This window comes from Petrotoga halophila DSM 16923, from assembly GCF_002924615.1.
The window spans coordinates 1-17708 of the sequence record NZ_JALY01000169.1 but is presented as its reverse complement, the minus strand read 5'-3'; the positions used below and the strand labels follow the sequence as shown (position 1 = coordinate 17708).

The following is a 17708-nucleotide window of genomic DNA, read 5'->3' as shown; positions in this document are numbered from 1 at the left end:
ACAATCAGGAATGCCGATACAATCTTAGTAATGGATCACGGTTCCATTGTAGAAACTGGAAATCACGAAGAACTTATGAAAAATGAAGGCTTTTACTACAATCTCTATATGAGTCAATTTTTAGGAATTGATTTAAGAAAACCAATTAAAGAACCAAAAACATCACAGGAAAATATAGCATCTGTCAAAAGCTAAACCCTTTCCTTCCCAACTAAGTTGGGGTGTTGAATGGATGAAAGTAATAAAATAATTTCCGAAAATGCGCCCTAAATGGGCGTTTTTTCAATTAAAAATTGCCAATAATTTCCACCAACTCTGCTCTTTCTTCCCCTTCAAAAACATAAAAAGAAAGAGCAGAAGGTTTTCTTTTCAACGTATATTTTTTCACGAATGGATTAATCTCTTTTGCTACTTTCGGTGTGAATTCTTTTGGTATATCTTTTAAATCATAGTACCTACCGTAATTCATTATGAACTTTTCTATTGTCTTTTTTTGTTTTGTATCAAGGCCAATGTAATTTTCTATGAACTCTTTTAAATTCTTTTTATTTAAGTCTTTCATAAACCTTTTTACAACTTCTTTCCTTCCCAAATAAAAAGGATGTTCGTTGAAGGTTATATTTTTGTTTGTGTAGATTTTTGGTTTTTGAACGTTTGTTAGTAAAGAATTAAAATTTATCTTTGGATTTCTTTCAAAGATAGAGTTTACTAACTCTTTCGTGTAGTAATCACATCTTTCTTCAATTAAACTATCATCTTCTATCTCTTTAATTATCTTTTTTAGATCAATCTCTTCTTTGTAGTAATGAACGAAGTAAGATGTAAAGAATTCTGATATTTGTCTTCCTTTCGGAAGGTTTTTAAACTTTTCAAAGTTTATCTCAAACTTCTTATCTATATCCTTCTTTTTCAATTCTTTGATTATACATATAGGTGTGGATGTGTTGATTTTAAACTCAAGAGCATCTAATATGTTTCTCAAGGTATTTGGTTGAATGTACTTTGTCTTTGCAGATAAAAACTCTTTCAACGTTCTTTCAGAAATGTTCATTGAATCGATGGGTATCTTTTCTTTTCCTATCTCTTTTCTTATGAAAGCCCTCAATGTTTTTGTGTTTAAGTAATTTCTATTTCTAATATTTAAAACAAGACGTCTGACATCGTGAATTGTATATTCAAACTCATTCCATATTATTTTTTTCTTATCACCACTCAACGATGAAACTAAGCGTGAAAAAATAAAAGCGGTCTCATAAACCAAAGGATCTTTGTTATTCTTCTGTACTTGAAACATAGTATCGAGGGAATTGAAAACATTAAAGTTATTATCATCGAAGTAGTAACCAAGGTAGAATCCTAATGGAAAAGTAAAAGCTAAAGCCTTTTCTTTGTTTACATCTTTCAACCACCAAGATATCTTATTTAAAGCTTGCACCATACCAGAAGGATGTGGAATAGTTTTTAAAACCTTAAATGCTTTGATGTTTAAAGAAATGGCTTCATCGTATCTTTCTTCGTTCTTTTTTCCTCTTGCTTTTGATAGTAATATGAAACCTTTATCACCAAGGTTTTGTTCATAATTCTTACTCCAATATCTTATCTTTTCCATACTTTCATCGGGTTCATAATACAATTCATGTATATTTTTTAGAGTTTCTACAATAAGGCCTCTGACATAAACAGGTATATTATCAAAATTATCCTTTAGTTCGTCGAATACTTTTTTAACGCCCTCTTTTTGTTTAATTCTATTCAATATATAAATTTTTTGATCCAAAAAAAGACAATGCAAACCACCTTTTTTCAATCCCTGTAACTCTTCATCTATTATCTCAAGGGCTTCATCGTATTTAACATCCCATTTTAATTTCAAAACGTTTATGTAATTGACAACGCTTTTATTTTTATCTGCTCTATCACTTTCTAAGTAATGAACAACATAGTTCAAAATTGGTCTTATAAACTGTCCTTTATTCACAATTTCAACCAAAGATCGAAGATTCATTCTGAGAACCTCCCTATCCTCATGAAATATTTACACAGCATTATAATAATACAATATAAGTTTACTTCTATTCAACCTAGAAATTTTCTAAAAATAGATCGAAAATATTCAAACATAATTGTACCACGATACAGATAAAAAAGGAAAAGAGAATATAAGTAATTTAAAGATAACAAAAATTGTCAATTTCGATTTTAACATAAGTATTTTTTGACTGATCTCTGTAATACTTTATCAATGTATATTTGATACCAATTAAAAAAACAGTTGAAAATCATATGGAAAAGCGTATGATTAAAATGAAGGGTTGGATTATTTGAGATATTAGTTTTAAATAAAAAGAATAATCTAAGGGGATGAAAGAGGATGAAGAAATTTATTGTTGCTTTGTTGATCACTGTTCTGGTGTTAAGGTGTGGAAATTGGAAAATAGCGAATTAGAGCTAGTGGTGAAGAACTTTCATAAATTAAAAAACGACCTTTTCCTTTTTACTGCAAAAAATAGTAAACCAACGGTTTTATTTCATAAACCTTCATTAAAGGCTTACTATTTAGAACAACAATATGAACAATTTTTTTCTGATCTTCTTAATAATATTGATCCTTTTAATTTGTTTTCTTGGTTGGGAAAAAATAAGCATATGTTATCAAAAATTTGGAATGAATTAGAGTACTTTTTAGGATAGTAGAAGTAACTTATACTAATTATCATGTTGAAAATGGAATAAAACCTCTTGACCTACAGTCTTTCTTTTACGAGAAATTCAAATTGGAAAACGTAATGATTGTTCCTGTTATATCAAAAGATCCAACATTAGCTCTTCCTAATAGAGATTTTTTTATAGTTGATGAATATCAAACTGCAATAAATTCCTACCAGAACGGGAACAAACAAGAGATTGATTCAGTAGAACGTCTTGCGAATCAGGTATTAAATGCACCACCAACCTGCCTTTATTGTGGCAGTGGAATCACAGAATTTGTAGTTGATTCAGAAGGAGATGTTTTTCCTTGCCAATTATTGGTTAGTAACAAAAACTTTTTGATTGGAAATGTATATGATACCAAAGAAAAATTGAGACAACTTTTGATTACTTCCAAACAAAAATATAGTAAAATATTTGATAAGACTAAAGATAACGAATGTCAGAACTGCTTTTTACAATTTTTTTGTCGAGGATGTCCTATTGCCCCTTATCTCTTGGGAAACAGTATGCATATACCTCATGAAAGCTGTCAATTGCTTAAGGAAGTTGTTAAAAATTCTATTTTAATAAAAGCCGAAAAAGACTTTGTTGAATCAAACTCTTAAAAATTCCATTTATAGGGGGAGAGTTAAAGTATGAATTTACACGCTAGAAGATTGATAAGATATGGTATAAAAAATTATAAAAAGTATATGATTTTTATGTTTCTTTTGGGTGTTGTTACTTTAGCATTAGCAGCTTTGAGACCTTTTTTCATTCAGTATTTAATCGACGATATAATATCTTTTCAAAGAATTAACATACTGCCTTTTTTCCTTGCCTTTTTAATAGGTATCGTAGCTTTAGAAAGGGCTTTCAGTTATTTTTTTAATACTTATCATCGAAAAGTTAATTTTTTAACTATTAAAAACGAGCAGATAAACCTTTATAATAAAATTGAAAAATCAAAATTTGTTGATTATTCTAAGATTGATTCTGGAGATATAATGAGTAGGTTATTGTCTGATATTGAGGAAAATGCTTATACAATGGCCCTTGTTCTACCAACCATGTGTTCTAACTTTTTAAATTTAATAGTTATTTCTATTATATTGACTTATCTGAACTGGCAACTATTTTTGATTGTACTTGCTTCTTTACCTTTCTATTGGCTTATTATAAGAAGTTCACAAACAAAATTGCAGAATTACTCAAAAATAGAAAGAAAATCTTTCGGAAAATTAACTTCTTCTATAAAAGAAAAGTTAGATGGTCAATTAATTATTAAAGTATTTGGGAAAACAAAATACTTTTCAAATTCATTTTCTATGGATGCGGAAGACTGGGCTACACAAGCGACTAAAGCAGGGATATTTCAAATAACCATTTTAAATATAGCCTTTTTTATCAGTTATGTAATTCCTGTGATTATCTTAGGATTTGGAGGATTACTTGTTATAAGAGGGAACATGTCTTTGGGAACATTAATAGCTTTTTATTCTTTTGTACCTTGGATATATGAACCCATAGGCATAATAAATGAAAATTTGGTCCAATTACAACGGGCTGAACCTCTGGCTGAAAGATTCTTTGAAATCCTCGATATGCCTGAAGAGGAAGATGAGGGTATATATCCTTTCCCTAAGGATTACGATGTCGAATACAAAAACGTCTCATTCAAATACAGAGATGAGATAGTTTTGAAAAACATAAATCTTTCCATTGGCAAAAACGAAAAGGTAGCGTTGGTAGGAACGAGTGGATCCGGCAAAAGTACGATGGTGAGTCTTCTTGTGAGATTATACGATCCCACAAACGGTAAAATACTATTGAGGAATAAAAACATAAATGATTACAAATTACAAGAAATCAGAGAAAAGATAAAGTTAGTAAGGGGTAATGAACCCTTATTCAACATGACGGTCAAAGAAAACATAATGTTGGACGATGAATTCACTGAAGAGGAATTCATGAAGGCGGTAAAGAAAGCGAAGGTAGATAAATTCATAGGGCTTTTAGATGAAGGATACGACACGGTAGTGGGAGAAAGGGGAAGTAAATTATCAGATGGGCAAAGGCAGAGAGTAGCGATAGGGAGAGCATTGATAAGGGAACCAAAGGTATTGATATTGGATGAAGCAACGTCAGGGGTAGATTCTCAAACAGAAGAAGAAATATTCGATGAATTGAAAGAATACGAGATGACTTTGATAATAATATCCCACAGATTATCGACGATAAGAAAAGCGGGCAAGGTGATACTGCTGAAAGATGGGGAGATTAGAGGAGAAGGAGCACACGAAGAGTTACTAAAAAATTTTCCCATTTACAAAGAAATAATAGAAAGTCAGTTGGTTGTATGAAAGATTAATTAGCCATTATGTTCGTAAGAGAACTAATTTTATTATTAAATGGAGGGATGAAGGATGGTAAATGCTTTTGTTGCAAATTTCAAGAAAAATTTTATTGAAATGAAGAGATATTTTTTTGACACAGTTTCTTCATTCATAATACTTTTCATCATCTTCTATCTTATATTTTTTGGATTTAAGATAGCAAGTGGACCTAATTTTGGAGATACCATAGATGGGATCATTGTGAGTTATTTCATGTGGATAATGTTTTTAGCTTCGTTCCAAGGTGTTTCATACTGGATAATTCAAGAGGCAGAAAGAGGAACTTTGGAACAACTGTTTATGTCTCCTATAAAATTTGAGTTTCAAATGATTTTTCATGTGATAAGTGATTTTTGTATAAACGTTCTAATGATAGTACCTTTAATGTATTTAGCAGCTTTTACAACAGGAAGAACTTTGAATTTCGACCTTTTTACTCTCCTCTATTTAATTATTCTTGGTTCTATTAGTGCGGTTGGTGTTGGTTTAATTCTGGGAGGAATGGCTTTGATATTTAAAAAGATTTCTTCATTCATTCAAATATGTACTTTTGCTTTCCTTGCAATTTTGATGTTTGAAGTTGATGCACTTTGGTTTGAACTTTTGCCAATGGTAAAAGCAACAGGGATGATGAGAAGAATGGCGGTTACAGGAACAAAATTTTATCAGTTCCCTATTCAAGACCACGTTATTTTGTGGATAACTGCAGCTTTATTTCTTTTGGTAGGAATAATTATATTCAGGGGTTTTGAAAAACGTGCCATGGTTAAAGGAACTCTGGGACAATATTAAAGGGTGGTGAAATAGATGAACGTTATTGAAGTTAATGATTTACTAAAAAGATACCCACAAAGAACTTCAAAAGAAATGCTTACAGCAGTAGATAAGATTTCATTTCATGTAAAAGAAGGAGAGATCTTCGCGCTCCTTGGCCCAAATGGTGCAGGAAAAACAACTACCATCAAAAGTATATGTGGCCTTCTTGTTTTCGATGAAGGAAAGATAAAAATAAAAGATTATGATTTGAAAACAGAAAGGTCTAAAGCTCTTAAACAGATAAGTGTAGTTTTGGAAGGGAGTAGGAACCTTTATCACAGGCTAACCCCAATTGAAAATATACAGTATTTTGTTGGGATCAGGGGGAAAAAGATATCGAAAAATGAAGCCTTAGATATTTTAGATTTTTTGGGAATTAAAGAAAAAGCCAACGAAGTGGTTTATACACTTTCAAGGGGAATGCAGCAAAAAACAGCCCTAGCTGTTTGTTTAGCAGCGGATACTGATGTTCTACTATTGGATGAACCTACTCTTGGGCTCGACGTAATTTCTAATGTAGAATTTAGAAGATTGTTAACAAACGTGAAAGAAAGAGGAAAGAGCATTCTACTTTCTACTCATGATATGGCATTAGTTGAAGAAATAGCTGATAGAGTTGCGATAATAAACAATGGGAAAATAGTTGTGTGTGAAGATAAGAAAAAGCTAATGGATGTATTCAGTGCAACAGGTTACAAGATTAAAGTAAGATCAGAAGATACCTTAGAGAGAGAACTTAATAAAATTGGTATTACAGAATTGACAAAAGAGGGTAACGTTTACGACCTTACAGTTGACTTAAAAACATCTTCAGAATTATATGAGGTTATTGATTTTTTCAAATCACGTAATGTAGAAATAGTGAGCATAGAAAAACAAATGGTGAATTTCGAAAAGATATTCATTTCATATACTAATGGGGATAGGGGAAGACAAAACTAAACTCTTGGCGGGATTTTATTCACTCTTTCCCGCCCACTTTTATTCTAGGGTCAAGAAATCCGTATATTAAATCTAAAATTACGATACCGCCGATGTACAAAAGAGTTGTAAAAGACAAATTACCCAAAAGAACAGGAATATCATCTTGCTGAATAGCAGCCCAAAAAAGGTTCCCCATTCCAGGCCAATTAAATATACCTTCGATTATCAATGCCCCAGAAAAAGAATCAAGCACAGATAAAACCGACATTGTTAAGATCGGTGGAGCCGAAGCTCTTAAAGCGTGCCCAAACAAAACTTTTCTTTCAGGAATACCCCTAGCCCTTGCGGAAATTATGAAATCATTCTGTAAATTTGCTAACACTATATTTCTCGATAAATATGCTCTCCCCCAAAAACGAAAAAAAACAAGCGTAGTTAAAGGTAAAATTAAATGATACACAATATCTCCAAATCTTTTTATTAAACCCTCAGGAGGCGGGATGCTAAATATACCTCCAGAAGGAAATAAAGGTAATTTGAAAGAAAAAAACATAATCATTACCAATCCAACCCACCACGTTGGAAGGCCATAAAAAATCATTGTAAGTATTGAAGTTGTTTTGTCCATAAATCCCCCAGCTTTTTGAGCCTTTTTTATTCCCAAGTATACCCCCAAGAAAATATCTATGATAATAGCGATAGTAAAAAGAAGCATAGTATTAGGTACTCTTTCTAAGATAATTTTAATAACATCAGTTTCTCCTTTAAAAGATCTTATAGACATAGATTGACCATAATTAAAAGTGACAGTATCGAACCAATCAGAAAAAATCTCAGGTAATATTGGTCCTTCCAAAAGGTAGCTATAGTGAAGTTTGAACATCACGTTGAAAAGTACAGAATACACAAAAATAATTGCAAAATAAATCATAACCCCCATTAACATCCTTTTAAAGGCGTATCTCCAATACATAAACGTAACCACCTTTATATCTTTTCATCAAAATTAAAAAACCCCACATTTGTGGGGATTTTTTAAATTTTTTCTACTTCCTGATTTATCTCTTTGTACCTATAACAGGCAACGTAATGACCGTTTGAATCTTCTACCAACTCTGGATCGTCAACATTCTCAAAACATTCAGGCTGTGCATAAATACACCTTGGATGGAATCTACATCCCTTTGGTATATTTGCTGCAGATGGAATCTCTCCCTTTATTGGCAATTCTTTTATTACGTTTTCTTTTCCAGGTAAAGGTTCTGGTACTGCTTCTATCAAAGCTTTAGTGTAAGGATGTAAAGGTCTTTCAATTATTTCGTCTGCATCGCCTAACTCAACTATTCTTCCAAGATACATAACAGCTATCCTGTCGCAAAAATATCTAGCGGTTGATAAATCATGAGTTATGTAAAGATACGTAAGACCTAAATCCTGCTGAACCTCTTTCATCATGTGGAGAATTTCTGCCCTAGTTGATAAATCGATCATAGAAACTGGTTCATCGGCTATTATGAAATCTGGAGAAAGAACTAAGGTTCTTGCGGTTGCAACCCTTTGTCTTTGCCCTCCACTGAGCATGTGAGGATATCTATCCATGAACTCCTCAGGGGGTGTTAACTTTACTTCATTTAGAACATTTTTTGCTATATTTTCAATTTCATAAGGATCTTTGGTTTTGTTATGAATGATCAAGGGTTCCGCCAAAACATCTCTTACCCTAAACCTTGGGTTCATCGAAGAGTAAGGGTCCTGAAAAATCATTTGTACATCTTCTTTATACTTCTTAATTTCGTCAGTGGAAGATAAAGAAGTAACATCTTCACCCTTAAATATTATTTGGCCCTCTGTGGGTTCTTCTAATTTCATCAATAACCTACCCGTAGTTGATTTTCCGCAACCAGATTCTCCAATTAAACCAAATATCTCTCCCTTTCTTATATCAAAACTTACACTATCCACGGCTCTAACCCATCTTCGTTTACCTTGAAATACTTCTGAAATGGTTCTTCGCAAGGGAAACCATTTTTTCAAATTTTTAACAGTCATTATGATTTCATCATTCATCAAAACACCTCCAACAAGCTGCAAAATGTCCGGGTTCAATTTCCTTTAATGGTGGTTCTTCTACTTTACATCTATCGAAAGCAACCGGACAACGCTCATGGAATCGACATCCACTGGGTGGATTGAGTAAATCAGGTGGTACACCTGGTATAAAAGCAAGTTCTTCAACTTTTTTATGTAAACGAGGTGTAGCTCCCAGTAAACCTTTTGTATATGGATGTGCTGGCCCCTGGGGACCATAAATGTGATGGTTCTCTCCTATTTCAGCTATCTTACCTGCATACATCACCATTATCCTGTCTGCTACTTCCGCTTCGGTAGCTAAATCATGGGTTATAAAGATAAAAGACAAATTAAGCTCTTTTTTTAGTCTTTTCAAAAGGTTTATTATTTGAGCTTGAACGACAACATCTAACGCTGTAGTAGGTTCATCGGTGATGATCACTTTGGGTTCTAGAAACAATGCCGTGGCTATTACTACACGTTGTTTCATACCTCCTGATAATTCATGAGGATATCTCTTTAAAATATCTTCTGATAACCCCACCTGATTTAAATATTTTTTAATTATGGCGAAAGCCTTATCTTCTTCCATTTCTCTATGGGTTTGAAGGGTTTCCATCATCTGTTTTTTAATGGTGTAAACTGGCGTCAAACTATTCATGGCCCCTTGAAAAACCATAGAAATCTTTTCCCATCTAACTCTTTTACGTATAACAGATTCTTTTAAGGGAACTATATCTTCACCATCTATATTAATCTCTCCACTTACAATTTTGCCTGGAGGGCTTGGCATTCTCAAAAGTCCCATGCCCAACGTTGTTTTACCACATCCAGACTCTCCAACAAGCCCTAAAGTTTCCCCCTCTCTGAGAGAAAAACTCACATCGTCCAATCCTTTTACAACACCTTTTCTTGTATAATAATACACTTTTAAATTTTTAACATTTAAAATTTCATTCATTCATATCTACCTCGTTCTCAATTTTGGATTTAAGATGGTGTCCATTGCAAAACCTAAAAAGGCAAAAGTCATACCTACTAAAGCGATAGCAATTCCAGGAGGTACAACCCACCACCAAAGACCGTTTGTTACGGCTCCGCCGTTCATGGCATCGTGGAGAATTTGCCCCCATGTAACTATTGTGGCATCTCCTAAACCAAGCAAACTAACGGTTGCCTCGTAAAGAATAGCGTTTGGAACATTCAAGGCCATACTTGCAAAGGCATATGGAATCAAGATCGGAACCATATGTCTGAAAATTATTCTTCTATGCGAAGCGCCTAAAGCTTTTGCAGCTTCAACATATGTCTCCTCTTTTATTTGTAAAGCCATGCTTCTCACTGTTTTAACAGGGCCTACCCAAAAAAACAAACTCATCATAAGAATAAGGCTCCAAATAGAGGGCTTAAATATTGCTGATAAAACAATTAAAACAGGAAGAAGAGGTATGTTGATAAAAATTTCCCAGATTCTTTGCATTATAGAATCAACTATACCGCCATAATATGCAGAAACAACTCCATAAATTACTCCTACTGACACTGAAATTGCAGATGTCATAAGCCCTATGAACAAAGCCCACTTTATGCCTGCTACTAATCCACTCCAAACATCTCTTTTAGAGTTATCTGTACCTAGTAAACCAGAAACGCTTCCAGAAACAACTAACCTTGTATCTTGTATAGCAGTATCCTCAGTCATTTTTATTAGATTAATATTTAGCTTGTATGTCCCATTTAATGGAGTTGGATTTGAAAAAAGCTCACCATTGGCTTGTGAAAAAAGTACAGTATTTACATCAACCCTCGGCGGTAAATTTTGCACATATCTCCTAGCAAAACTTTGAACGTTGTTATTTGCTTCATTAATAATCGATATTCTAAAGTCTTTTTCCGTGTTCGAACTGAAACTTTTGTTCACCAGGCTGATTTTATTACCATCTGGACGTTCCAAAACAATATTCAAACTAAAGTTACCTTTAAAGGCCCCTCTATATATTAAATCAACGGGCGGAACGTCATAATCGTACTCATACTCTATAACTGTACTTAATTGAGTTATTGGGCCAGAAATATTTTGTTCTGTATATTCTAAATCCTCAATATATTCAGTCGGTGTATAATCCTTTTGAGAAAACCAATTTATCCAAACTGGCGGGACACTTCGAGGGTTATCTTCCCAATATGTAATATCCCTCCACCTTGTAGAAGCTTCGGGAAATGGGATTAAAAATTGTTCAAAAACAACTAAAACTATAAAAAGAAGTAAAAGAATAATTCCAGCTATACCAAATTTAACTTGCTTAAACTCATCCCAAAAATCTTTTAACTGCTTAGCAGCACGTTTTGTTTTATTCACGCTTTCCCACCAACTTTTATTCTAGGGTCTAAGAAGCCGTATATCAAATCCAAAACAACGATACCAGAAATGTATATCAGCGTTGTTATAGAAAGGTTACCCAAAAGGACAGGAATATCGTTCATCTGAACCGCTGCCCAATAAAGGTTCCCCATTCCAGGCCAACTGAATATACCTTCAAACACCAGAGCACCAGAAAAAGAAGCTAACAACGATAAAAGTGACATAGTTAAAATAGGAGGAGCAGAGGTCCTTAGAGCATGACCATATAAAACGGATCTTTCAGGGATACCTCTTGCCCTTGCGGACATTATGAAATCTTCTTGAAGATTTCCTAAAACTATATTTCTAGTTAAATAAGCTCTTCCCCAAAACCCGATGAACACTAAAGTAATTACAGGTAAAGCCATATGGTATAAAGTATCAAGTAATCTTCCAAAAAAGGTTGTTGGAGGAGGGACACTGTTCATACCTCCTGATGGGAAAATAGGTATTGCAAATGCGAATAACATAATCATAACCATTCCAAACCACCAAGATGGCAGACCGTATACCCCCATGGTGATTATAGAAGTAGTCTTATCCATCATCTTTCCAGCTTTCTGAGCCTTTTTTATGCCCAACCATACACCTATCAGAATATCGATAATTATCGCGGTAGTGAACAACATCAAGGTATTGGGAATTCTTTCTAAAACTATTTTAAGAACATCCGTTTCACCTTTAAAAGATCTCATTACAGTTGACTTCCCATAATTGAAAGTCAACGTATCGATAGCCCTCCAAAAAATTCTGGAAAGTATAGGGTCATCTAAGTGGTACAATTGACGAAGCTCACCGATCCTTCTCTGCCTATATTCTACCAAATATTCAGGATCTGTTCCTACCTGTGACATCTTCATCATTTCACCGTTTACTTGCTCGACTATTTGACTATTTAACGTCTGATCCATTACCGTGTTAAATAAGGCTGAATATATGAAAATGATTACAACATAGATAACAACACCCATCAATATTCTTCGAACAGCATATCTCCAATACATACGGTTAATCACCTCTGTATATAATTCAACTTTTCTAAAAATAGGCTCCCATAAGGGAGCCCGTAAACTTTAAAAATTACTTTTTAGAAGATTAATACACAACGATTGTTGTTGAATAAGTGGATGGAATTGCTCCTTCCGATCTTGCAGTTACTACAACCGCATAAGTACCAGGTTCTAATGTATTAAGCACGTCTCCGGGTATAGTTGCAACAAATGTTCCAGCTGTTTCTACTTCAGCCTTGAAAGTTTTTGGTCCTTCCGGTGTGATCAAGGAAACTTCTACGTCCCCTTGAGGAGCGGGGGAATATGTATCGTATGGGTAAAGAACCTCAGATACATAGATCGTAACCGGTAGGTCTAACCCTCTTATAGCAGCAAAAGCAAGATCTATACTATCAACGTTCAGTCTAACCGTTTCAAAGTACTCATTCCAGTATCCACGTTCGAATGGGTATCTCTCATCTCTAACAGCCGTTAATTCGACAAAACGTGCACTTGGATCATATTTCGTCATCTTGAAAGAACCGTTCCCTATATAAGCATGGTTGTATTCATTGACAAAATCAAGTGCTGCTTGGTATCTTTCAACAGCTTCGTCGGGTGTAATCATATCTTCAATGTAAATAGGTACGTACCTTTCATCGATCATCTTTTGTAGTTCTGCTTTAATATCGTTAACCGTTGCAGGCTCAAGTACATCCACTTCGTAGACGTTCCCACCTGCGGCTGTTGATGAGAATGTGTACTCTCTTCCTGACACTCCTCCATGTTCAACCAATCTTGTCAAAGCTTCAACAATTTCCCAAGAAACACCTATTGGTTGTCCTGATTCAGAAACTGTCCAATCAGGGGCCCCCCAAGAAGCTAAGTACATATCATCAACTGGGAAGTTGTAATCAAACCATACCGTTATTGAACCATCTTCATTTACTTTTCTTGCAACCTCAACTTCTAATCCAGGCATTGCGGAAGCAGAGTAAGTTGCATCGTACCTTGAATCACCTTGTCCAGAATCAACTGAAAGGTCCCATGAATAGGATCGTTCATACATGTAATCCAGTAAACTTTCAGAGACCCCATGGTTCCAAACACCGTATATTATATCGTAAGTACAAACACTAATAGATGTAACGCCTGGTCCTACAGGTACCCATTTTTTACTGTCAGGATCAACTCTAAGAGCATCCTCGGGAACCTCTATTAAACCAACCATTTCACCATTTTCATCAATTTCAAATTTGGTGTCCAACGTATCCATCCTTGGAACAACTTTTGCAGGTGTAAGATCAGCTGAAGCTGGACTTTCAAACATCCCGTAGTCGTACATGTTCGAAGCAACGTTTATGGAATACATATCGTTGAATCCATCCGTTCCTATTGGATCCCAAGCCCCCATGAACAAAGATCCTTGGGCAGAGAATTGAGTGACCCTCAAAACTCGATCAACCGTATCCGCTGTTAAAATCGACCACTGATTGAGTCCGTCTCCAAGTCCGTATACCATTCGTCTGTTGAATCTATCTTTGTTCGCAACATAGAAGTCTTCTTGGTAGGTCAGATATATTCTAACGGAATCTCTTATACCCAGTTCAGTTGCCCTCAGAATCATATCCCAATACTCTTCTTCTGTTGCAAAATTCCCTGAATAAACCTTTTGAGTTAGCTCATCGATCTCATCTTGTTCATAATTCCAAAATGTTGGCTCTTGACCTCCTGGCATATTAGCATACCAAGGTGCATACATTTGGGCAACAATATGGTGCCAGTACTTTCTCGTAGCACCTGCACCCCAACCTTCCGTGTATATATGCCATTGTAAGTCTGCAGGGTTTGAGTAATAAGCGATATCCACTGCTGCATATCTGTCTATTTCTAACCTTTCAACCTTTATACCAGCTTTTTCAATTTGATCGGCTATGTATCTACCTGCTGGCAACCTTCCTGTAGGATCGTCTACACGAATTAAGAACTTCAACGTGACTGGTTGTCCATCGAAAGTCCACCATTGACCGTCCTTTACCAACCTTCCTTTATTTTCAGGCAAATTGGCAGCTTCATTCATAGCGTTTTCTATCATTTCAAGAGCTAGCTCTTGGTTACCTTCAGGAGTAAAACCCATTGTTGCGGTTATATCAAGGTACGGTTGTGTACCCGGCTGTCCTGGGGTTGCCATCGTATACATTACTCCACCTGCACCTTGAAGAATCTCGTCGACTAAATACTGTCTATTGATTAGGAAGTTCATAGCAAACCTTACTTCTTGAATCGCCAACGGATTAAAATACTCCACGCCGTCAACATTCACCGTATAGGGAGGCTCGTTTGGTATAGGATTGAGTAATAAAGACCAAGAACCTGATGGAATGTTGTAAATATCTAAATTTTCAAGCACTGATTGGGGCAAAGAATTAATCACTGGAGCCCCCACGCCGTATAAAAAGACATCTACGTTTCCAGCTGCGACATCTTGTATTGCGACATCTTGTTGCATTCTCACATCGAAATACACTTTATCCGGCATAGGTCCCTTTTCTGCTAAGGCAAAAGCAGAAATCAAAACAAAAGTAACCAACAAAAAAGTTGCTACTTTCCTCATAATACCCCTCCTTTAAGATTTGTAAAATCCAAATTGAAACCAACTTACCCACAACAAAAACTTAAAATTACAATATATTGTTACTACTTAACAATATTTTCAATCCCATAAACAATTATAGTAAAGTTTACAGAGATTGTCAAGTAGAAAAAAACTAATTAACAGTAATCCAAGGTGTTTATTGCCAATTATTCCCAAATAATGAAGAAAATTTCAATAATGCTAACTTTTTCAAATTTTCAATTAATTTCTTGGTATTTACAAAGATAGGAACTTAAATCTTGAAGGCGCTTTCTTAACTAAAGAAAACTCTCCCCACTTTTTTAAGTTTAAATAGTAATTGTAGCTAATTTTGGAAAGAATGGTTTGATGTTCGAGAGGTTTGAAAAAATGGTGAACTCATGCTGGTGGGCATAATAAAAAACCCCACAAAGTACGTGGGGTTTATATTAATTACAAGCCTAAGGCTCGTGGATCCAATGCATCTCTTATAGCATCTCCGAATAAATTGAAGGCAAGAACCGTTATGATGATAAACAATCCTGGTAAAAGTACCCAAGGGTAATTGGTTAAAACTTGGATATCCTGAGCCTGAGAAAGCATCAATCCCCAAGAGGCTCCAGGTTCTGTTACTCCCACACCCAAGAAACTGAGACTAGCCTCTCCTAAAATATATCCTGGAATGGATAACGTGGCCGAAACGATTACGTAAGTATAGGTATTCGGTAATAAATGGTTCCAAATCACTTTTCTTGGAGGATATCCTATTGCAATAGCTGCTTGAACAAACTCTGTTTGTTTCAAACCCATAGTCATCCCTCTTATAACCCTTGTCATTGCAGGCCAACCAATAAAAGATAAAATCACGACTATCAAAAGATACCGAATCTCTGGAGAGATACCTGTAGGCAAAACAGCACTTAAAGTTAATATCAAATAAAGGCTAGGGATCGACATCAATATTTCCGTAAACCTCATAGTCACTTCGTCTATCCATCCTCCAAAGTATCCTGCCAAACCGCCTAAAAAAATACCTATTGTAAATGTTAATAATATTCCAATCAACCCTATAGAAAGGGAAATACGGGAAGCAAAGAATATCCTACTGAAAATATCCCTTCCATATTGGTCTGATCCCCATACATACAGTATCCCATCGTTTGAAAAATAATCGGACAGCGAAGGTAATTTTGGCTTTTCAACTCCAAATAAATGTAAATTTGTTGGGAAAAGCCCTAAAAGCTTGTAATCCCACGAATGAATAAAGAATTCGATAGGATAATTTTTCAAATTAACCGCTTGCAAATCTGAAGGGGTCAATACAACAGGCATAAAATCAAAATAAACATTTATTTCTTCCAAAGTTGTGAAAGTATCTATACTGATAATTTCCTGATTTCTTATTTTAGGAGCGTATCTATAATCACTTTTGTAAGTATTAATTGCCATACTTCTATTATCTTCGTTAACAACAATCGTCTCTCCACTCAAAAGTTTTGAAAATTTAACGTTATAAAGGCCATCTTCAACTGAAACTGGACCATTTAAGTTTTCTTCTTTAGTAAAATAAGATAAAGGAATCAAATTCTGATCGTATTTACGATTGGTTGCTAATTCAATGTACTCCCCATCTGCAGTTTTCGCCATGATGGTATTTTTAAATGTATAAGTAATATCTGAAACTGTTGCATTGTATGTTGGATTGTATACACCCAATTCAAAGGTAATTAAATCACCCGTTTCGGGATCCTTTGCCTTAATTATATCCAAATGGGTTGCTTCTACATAATCACTTTGGTATGTTATTGGATCTCTTTCACTCATATACAGATAAGTGTGAGGGCCAACTCTTTCTCCAGTGAATAAATCTTTTCTATAAATCGTAGAAGGAGGAGCAAATCTATACTGAATATGGTTATTAAATGGATTCATTGGAGAGACAAAATCTGCAAATATAGCCAGTAAATATAAAATGATCAATACAACAAGTGATATCATTCCCAATTTATGCCTTCTTAATGCCCTCCAAATAAGTGCAGGGGTTGACATGAATTCTCGCTCAAAAAGTTCTTCGTCGTTTTGTGTGTTTTGAGGTGTGTTCTTCAAATTATTCTTCTGCTTTTTTCTCACTTAAAAATCCCTCCAATTTAAGCACTCATTCTTAATCTGACACGAGGATCAGATGCAGCAAGTAAGATATCAGCGATCAAATTACCAGTAATTAAAAGAATACCTTGCAAAAACAAATTGGCCATTACCAAATAAATATCTTGCTGGAATATCGCATCCCTCATCAACGATCCTAAACCTGGCCATGAAAACACGTATTCCGTTATCAACGCACCACCCAATATCGTAGATAGGCTGAATCCCAGTGAGGTAATGACAGGATTGATAGCATTTCGCAACGTATGCTTGTAAATGACAACGTCTGAAGGCATCCCCTTTGCCCTTGCAAACTCAGCATAATCTTGGTTCATCTCATCTAACATCTGGCCTCTCATAACACGCATAGTTCCAGCAAGAGATGCCGTTCCCAAGGTAACTACAGGACCAGCCACATGCCAGAAAAAATCAGCTATTTGTTTGTACCAAGGAAGATTAGCAAATTCTCGTGATAGCATCCCACCGATTGGAAATATCCCGGTATTTGCGGACCACATTAACCATAATAACGCAAAAAAGAAGTTCGGAATTGAAATGCCTATGAGTCCAAGAGTTGAAAGAGATTGGTCTGCAAATTTGTATTGGTGTAGCGCTGCTGTTATTCCTAAAGGTATACCAATCCCCCAGGTAAAGATAAAAGT

General features: G+C 35.0%; 15 protein-coding genes. 6 read left to right on the top strand and 9 right to left on the bottom strand.

All coding sequences use genetic code 11. From position 1 onward, the window contains the following. The coding region (locus AA81_RS08400) for a hypothetical protein (protein WP_146050366.1) at positions 1–195 on the top strand (195 nt) is incomplete at its 5' end. Positions 196–286: 91 nt separating this feature from the next. Here the strand turns inward: AA81_RS08400 and AA81_RS08395 are convergent. Continuing rightward, positions 287–2005, bottom strand: a complete 1719-nt coding sequence (locus AA81_RS08395) for a hypothetical protein (RefSeq protein WP_103898773.1) — start codon at positions 2003–2005, stop codon at positions 287–289. Positions 2006–2361: 356 nt separating this feature from the next. Between AA81_RS08395 and AA81_RS08390 the strand changes: the two genes are divergently transcribed. From AA81_RS08390 to AA81_RS08370, 5 genes are all read left to right on the top strand, one after another. Next, positions 2362–2691: a hypothetical protein gene (locus AA81_RS08390; protein WP_103079497.1), complete on the top strand. Its 330-nt coding sequence runs from the start codon at positions 2362–2364 to the stop codon at positions 2689–2691. A gap of 83 nt (positions 2692–2774) precedes the next feature. Further along, positions 2775–3317 carry an SPASM domain-containing protein gene (locus tag AA81_RS08385; protein ID WP_103079496.1) on the top strand — a complete coding sequence of 181 codons (543 nt, stop codon included), beginning with the start codon at positions 2775–2777 and terminating at the stop codon, positions 3315–3317. Between the two features lie 30 nt (positions 3318–3347). Beyond that, complete coding sequence (locus AA81_RS08380) at positions 3348–5054, top strand: ABC transporter ATP-binding protein (RefSeq protein WP_103898772.1); 1707 nt, start codon at positions 3348–3350, stop codon at positions 5052–5054. Positions 5055–5117: 63 nt separating this feature from the next. Further along, on the top strand, positions 5118–5879 hold the full coding sequence (locus AA81_RS08375; RefSeq protein ID WP_103078592.1) for an ABC transporter permease: 762 nt from the start codon (positions 5118–5120) through the stop codon (positions 5877–5879). 15 nt (positions 5880–5894) lie between these two features. Further along, the gene (locus AA81_RS08370; protein ID WP_103078591.1) at positions 5895–6845 is read left to right on the top strand and encodes an ABC transporter ATP-binding protein; all 951 of its coding nucleotides are present in this window, start codon (positions 5895–5897) and stop codon (positions 6843–6845) included. A 19-nt stretch (positions 6846–6864) separates the two neighbouring features. Here AA81_RS08370 and AA81_RS08365 read toward each other — a convergent pair whose 3' ends face one another. The 8 genes from AA81_RS08365 to AA81_RS08330 all read right to left on the bottom strand — a co-directional run. Beyond that, entirely contained in the window at positions 6865–7800 is a 936-nt protein-coding gene (locus AA81_RS08365) for an ABC transporter permease (protein WP_103078590.1), read from the bottom strand. 62 nt (positions 7801–7862) lie between these two features. Continuing rightward, positions 7863–8894 carry an ABC transporter ATP-binding protein gene (locus AA81_RS08360; protein ID WP_103078589.1) on the bottom strand — a complete coding sequence of 344 codons (1032 nt, stop codon included), beginning with the start codon at positions 8892–8894 and terminating at the stop codon, positions 7863–7865. Further along, positions 8887–9858, bottom strand: a complete 972-nt coding sequence (locus AA81_RS08355) for an ABC transporter ATP-binding protein (RefSeq protein WP_103078588.1) — start codon at positions 9856–9858, stop codon at positions 8887–8889. Before AA81_RS08355 ends, AA81_RS08360 begins: the two co-directional genes overlap by 8 nt. 6 nt (positions 9859–9864) lie before the next feature. Next, positions 9865–11256 (bottom strand): ABC transporter permease, encoded by a 1392-nt coding sequence (locus AA81_RS08350; RefSeq protein WP_103078587.1) that lies wholly within the window; start codon positions 11254–11256, stop codon positions 9865–9867. Beyond that, positions 11253–12302 carry an ABC transporter permease gene (locus AA81_RS08345; RefSeq protein ID WP_103078586.1) on the bottom strand — a complete coding sequence of 350 codons (1050 nt, stop codon included), beginning with the start codon at positions 12300–12302 and terminating at the stop codon, positions 11253–11255. Before AA81_RS08345 ends, AA81_RS08350 begins: the two co-directional genes overlap by 4 nt. Positions 12303–12393: 91 nt before the next feature. Next, a complete protein-coding gene (locus AA81_RS08340) occupies positions 12394–14901 on the bottom strand; it encodes an ABC transporter substrate-binding protein (RefSeq protein ID WP_103078585.1) in 2508 nt (835 codons plus the stop codon). Between the two features lie 453 nt (positions 14902–15354). Continuing rightward, entirely contained in the window at positions 15355–17031 is a 1677-nt protein-coding gene (locus AA81_RS08335) for an ABC transporter permease (protein WP_103898771.1), read from the bottom strand. A 17-nt stretch (positions 17032–17048) separates the two neighbouring features. After that, positions 17049–17708, bottom strand: a 660-nt coding sequence (locus AA81_RS08330) for an ABC transporter permease (protein ID WP_103898770.1), incomplete at its 5' end; no start/stop codon positions are given.

What these genes read in the sequence shown, in the direction of transcription:
- AA81_RS08365 (WP_103078590.1), bottom strand. Translation starts at nt 7,800, where the DNA reads ATGTATTGGAGATACGCCTTTAAAAGGATGTTAATGGGGGTTATGATT.
- AA81_RS08395 (WP_103898773.1), bottom strand. Translation starts at nt 2,005, where the DNA reads ATGAATCTTCGATCTTTGGTTGAAATTGTGAATAAAGGACAGTTTATA.
- AA81_RS08375 (WP_103078592.1), top strand. Translation starts at nt 5,118, where the DNA reads ATGGTAAATGCTTTTGTTGCAAATTTCAAGAAAAATTTTATTGAAATG.
- AA81_RS08360 (WP_103078589.1), bottom strand. Translation starts at nt 8,894, where the DNA reads ATGAATGATGAAATCATAATGACTGTTAAAAATTTGAAAAAATGGTTT.
- AA81_RS08370 (WP_103078591.1), top strand. Translation starts at nt 5,895, where the DNA reads ATGAACGTTATTGAAGTTAATGATTTACTAAAAAGATACCCACAAAGA.
- AA81_RS08390 (WP_103079497.1), top strand. Translation starts at nt 2,362, where the DNA reads ATGAAAGAGGATGAAGAAATTTATTGTTGCTTTGTTGATCACTGTTCT.
- AA81_RS08380 (WP_103898772.1), top strand. Translation starts at nt 3,348, where the DNA reads ATGAATTTACACGCTAGAAGATTGATAAGATATGGTATAAAAAATTAT.
- AA81_RS08340 (WP_103078585.1), bottom strand. Translation starts at nt 14,901, where the DNA reads ATGAGGAAAGTAGCAACTTTTTTGTTGGTTACTTTTGTTTTGATTTCT.
- AA81_RS08355 (WP_103078588.1), bottom strand. Translation starts at nt 9,858, where the DNA reads ATGAATGAAATTTTAAATGTTAAAAATTTAAAAGTGTATTATTATACA.
- AA81_RS08345 (WP_103078586.1), bottom strand. Translation starts at nt 12,302, where the DNA reads ATGTATTGGAGATATGCTGTTCGAAGAATATTGATGGGTGTTGTTATC.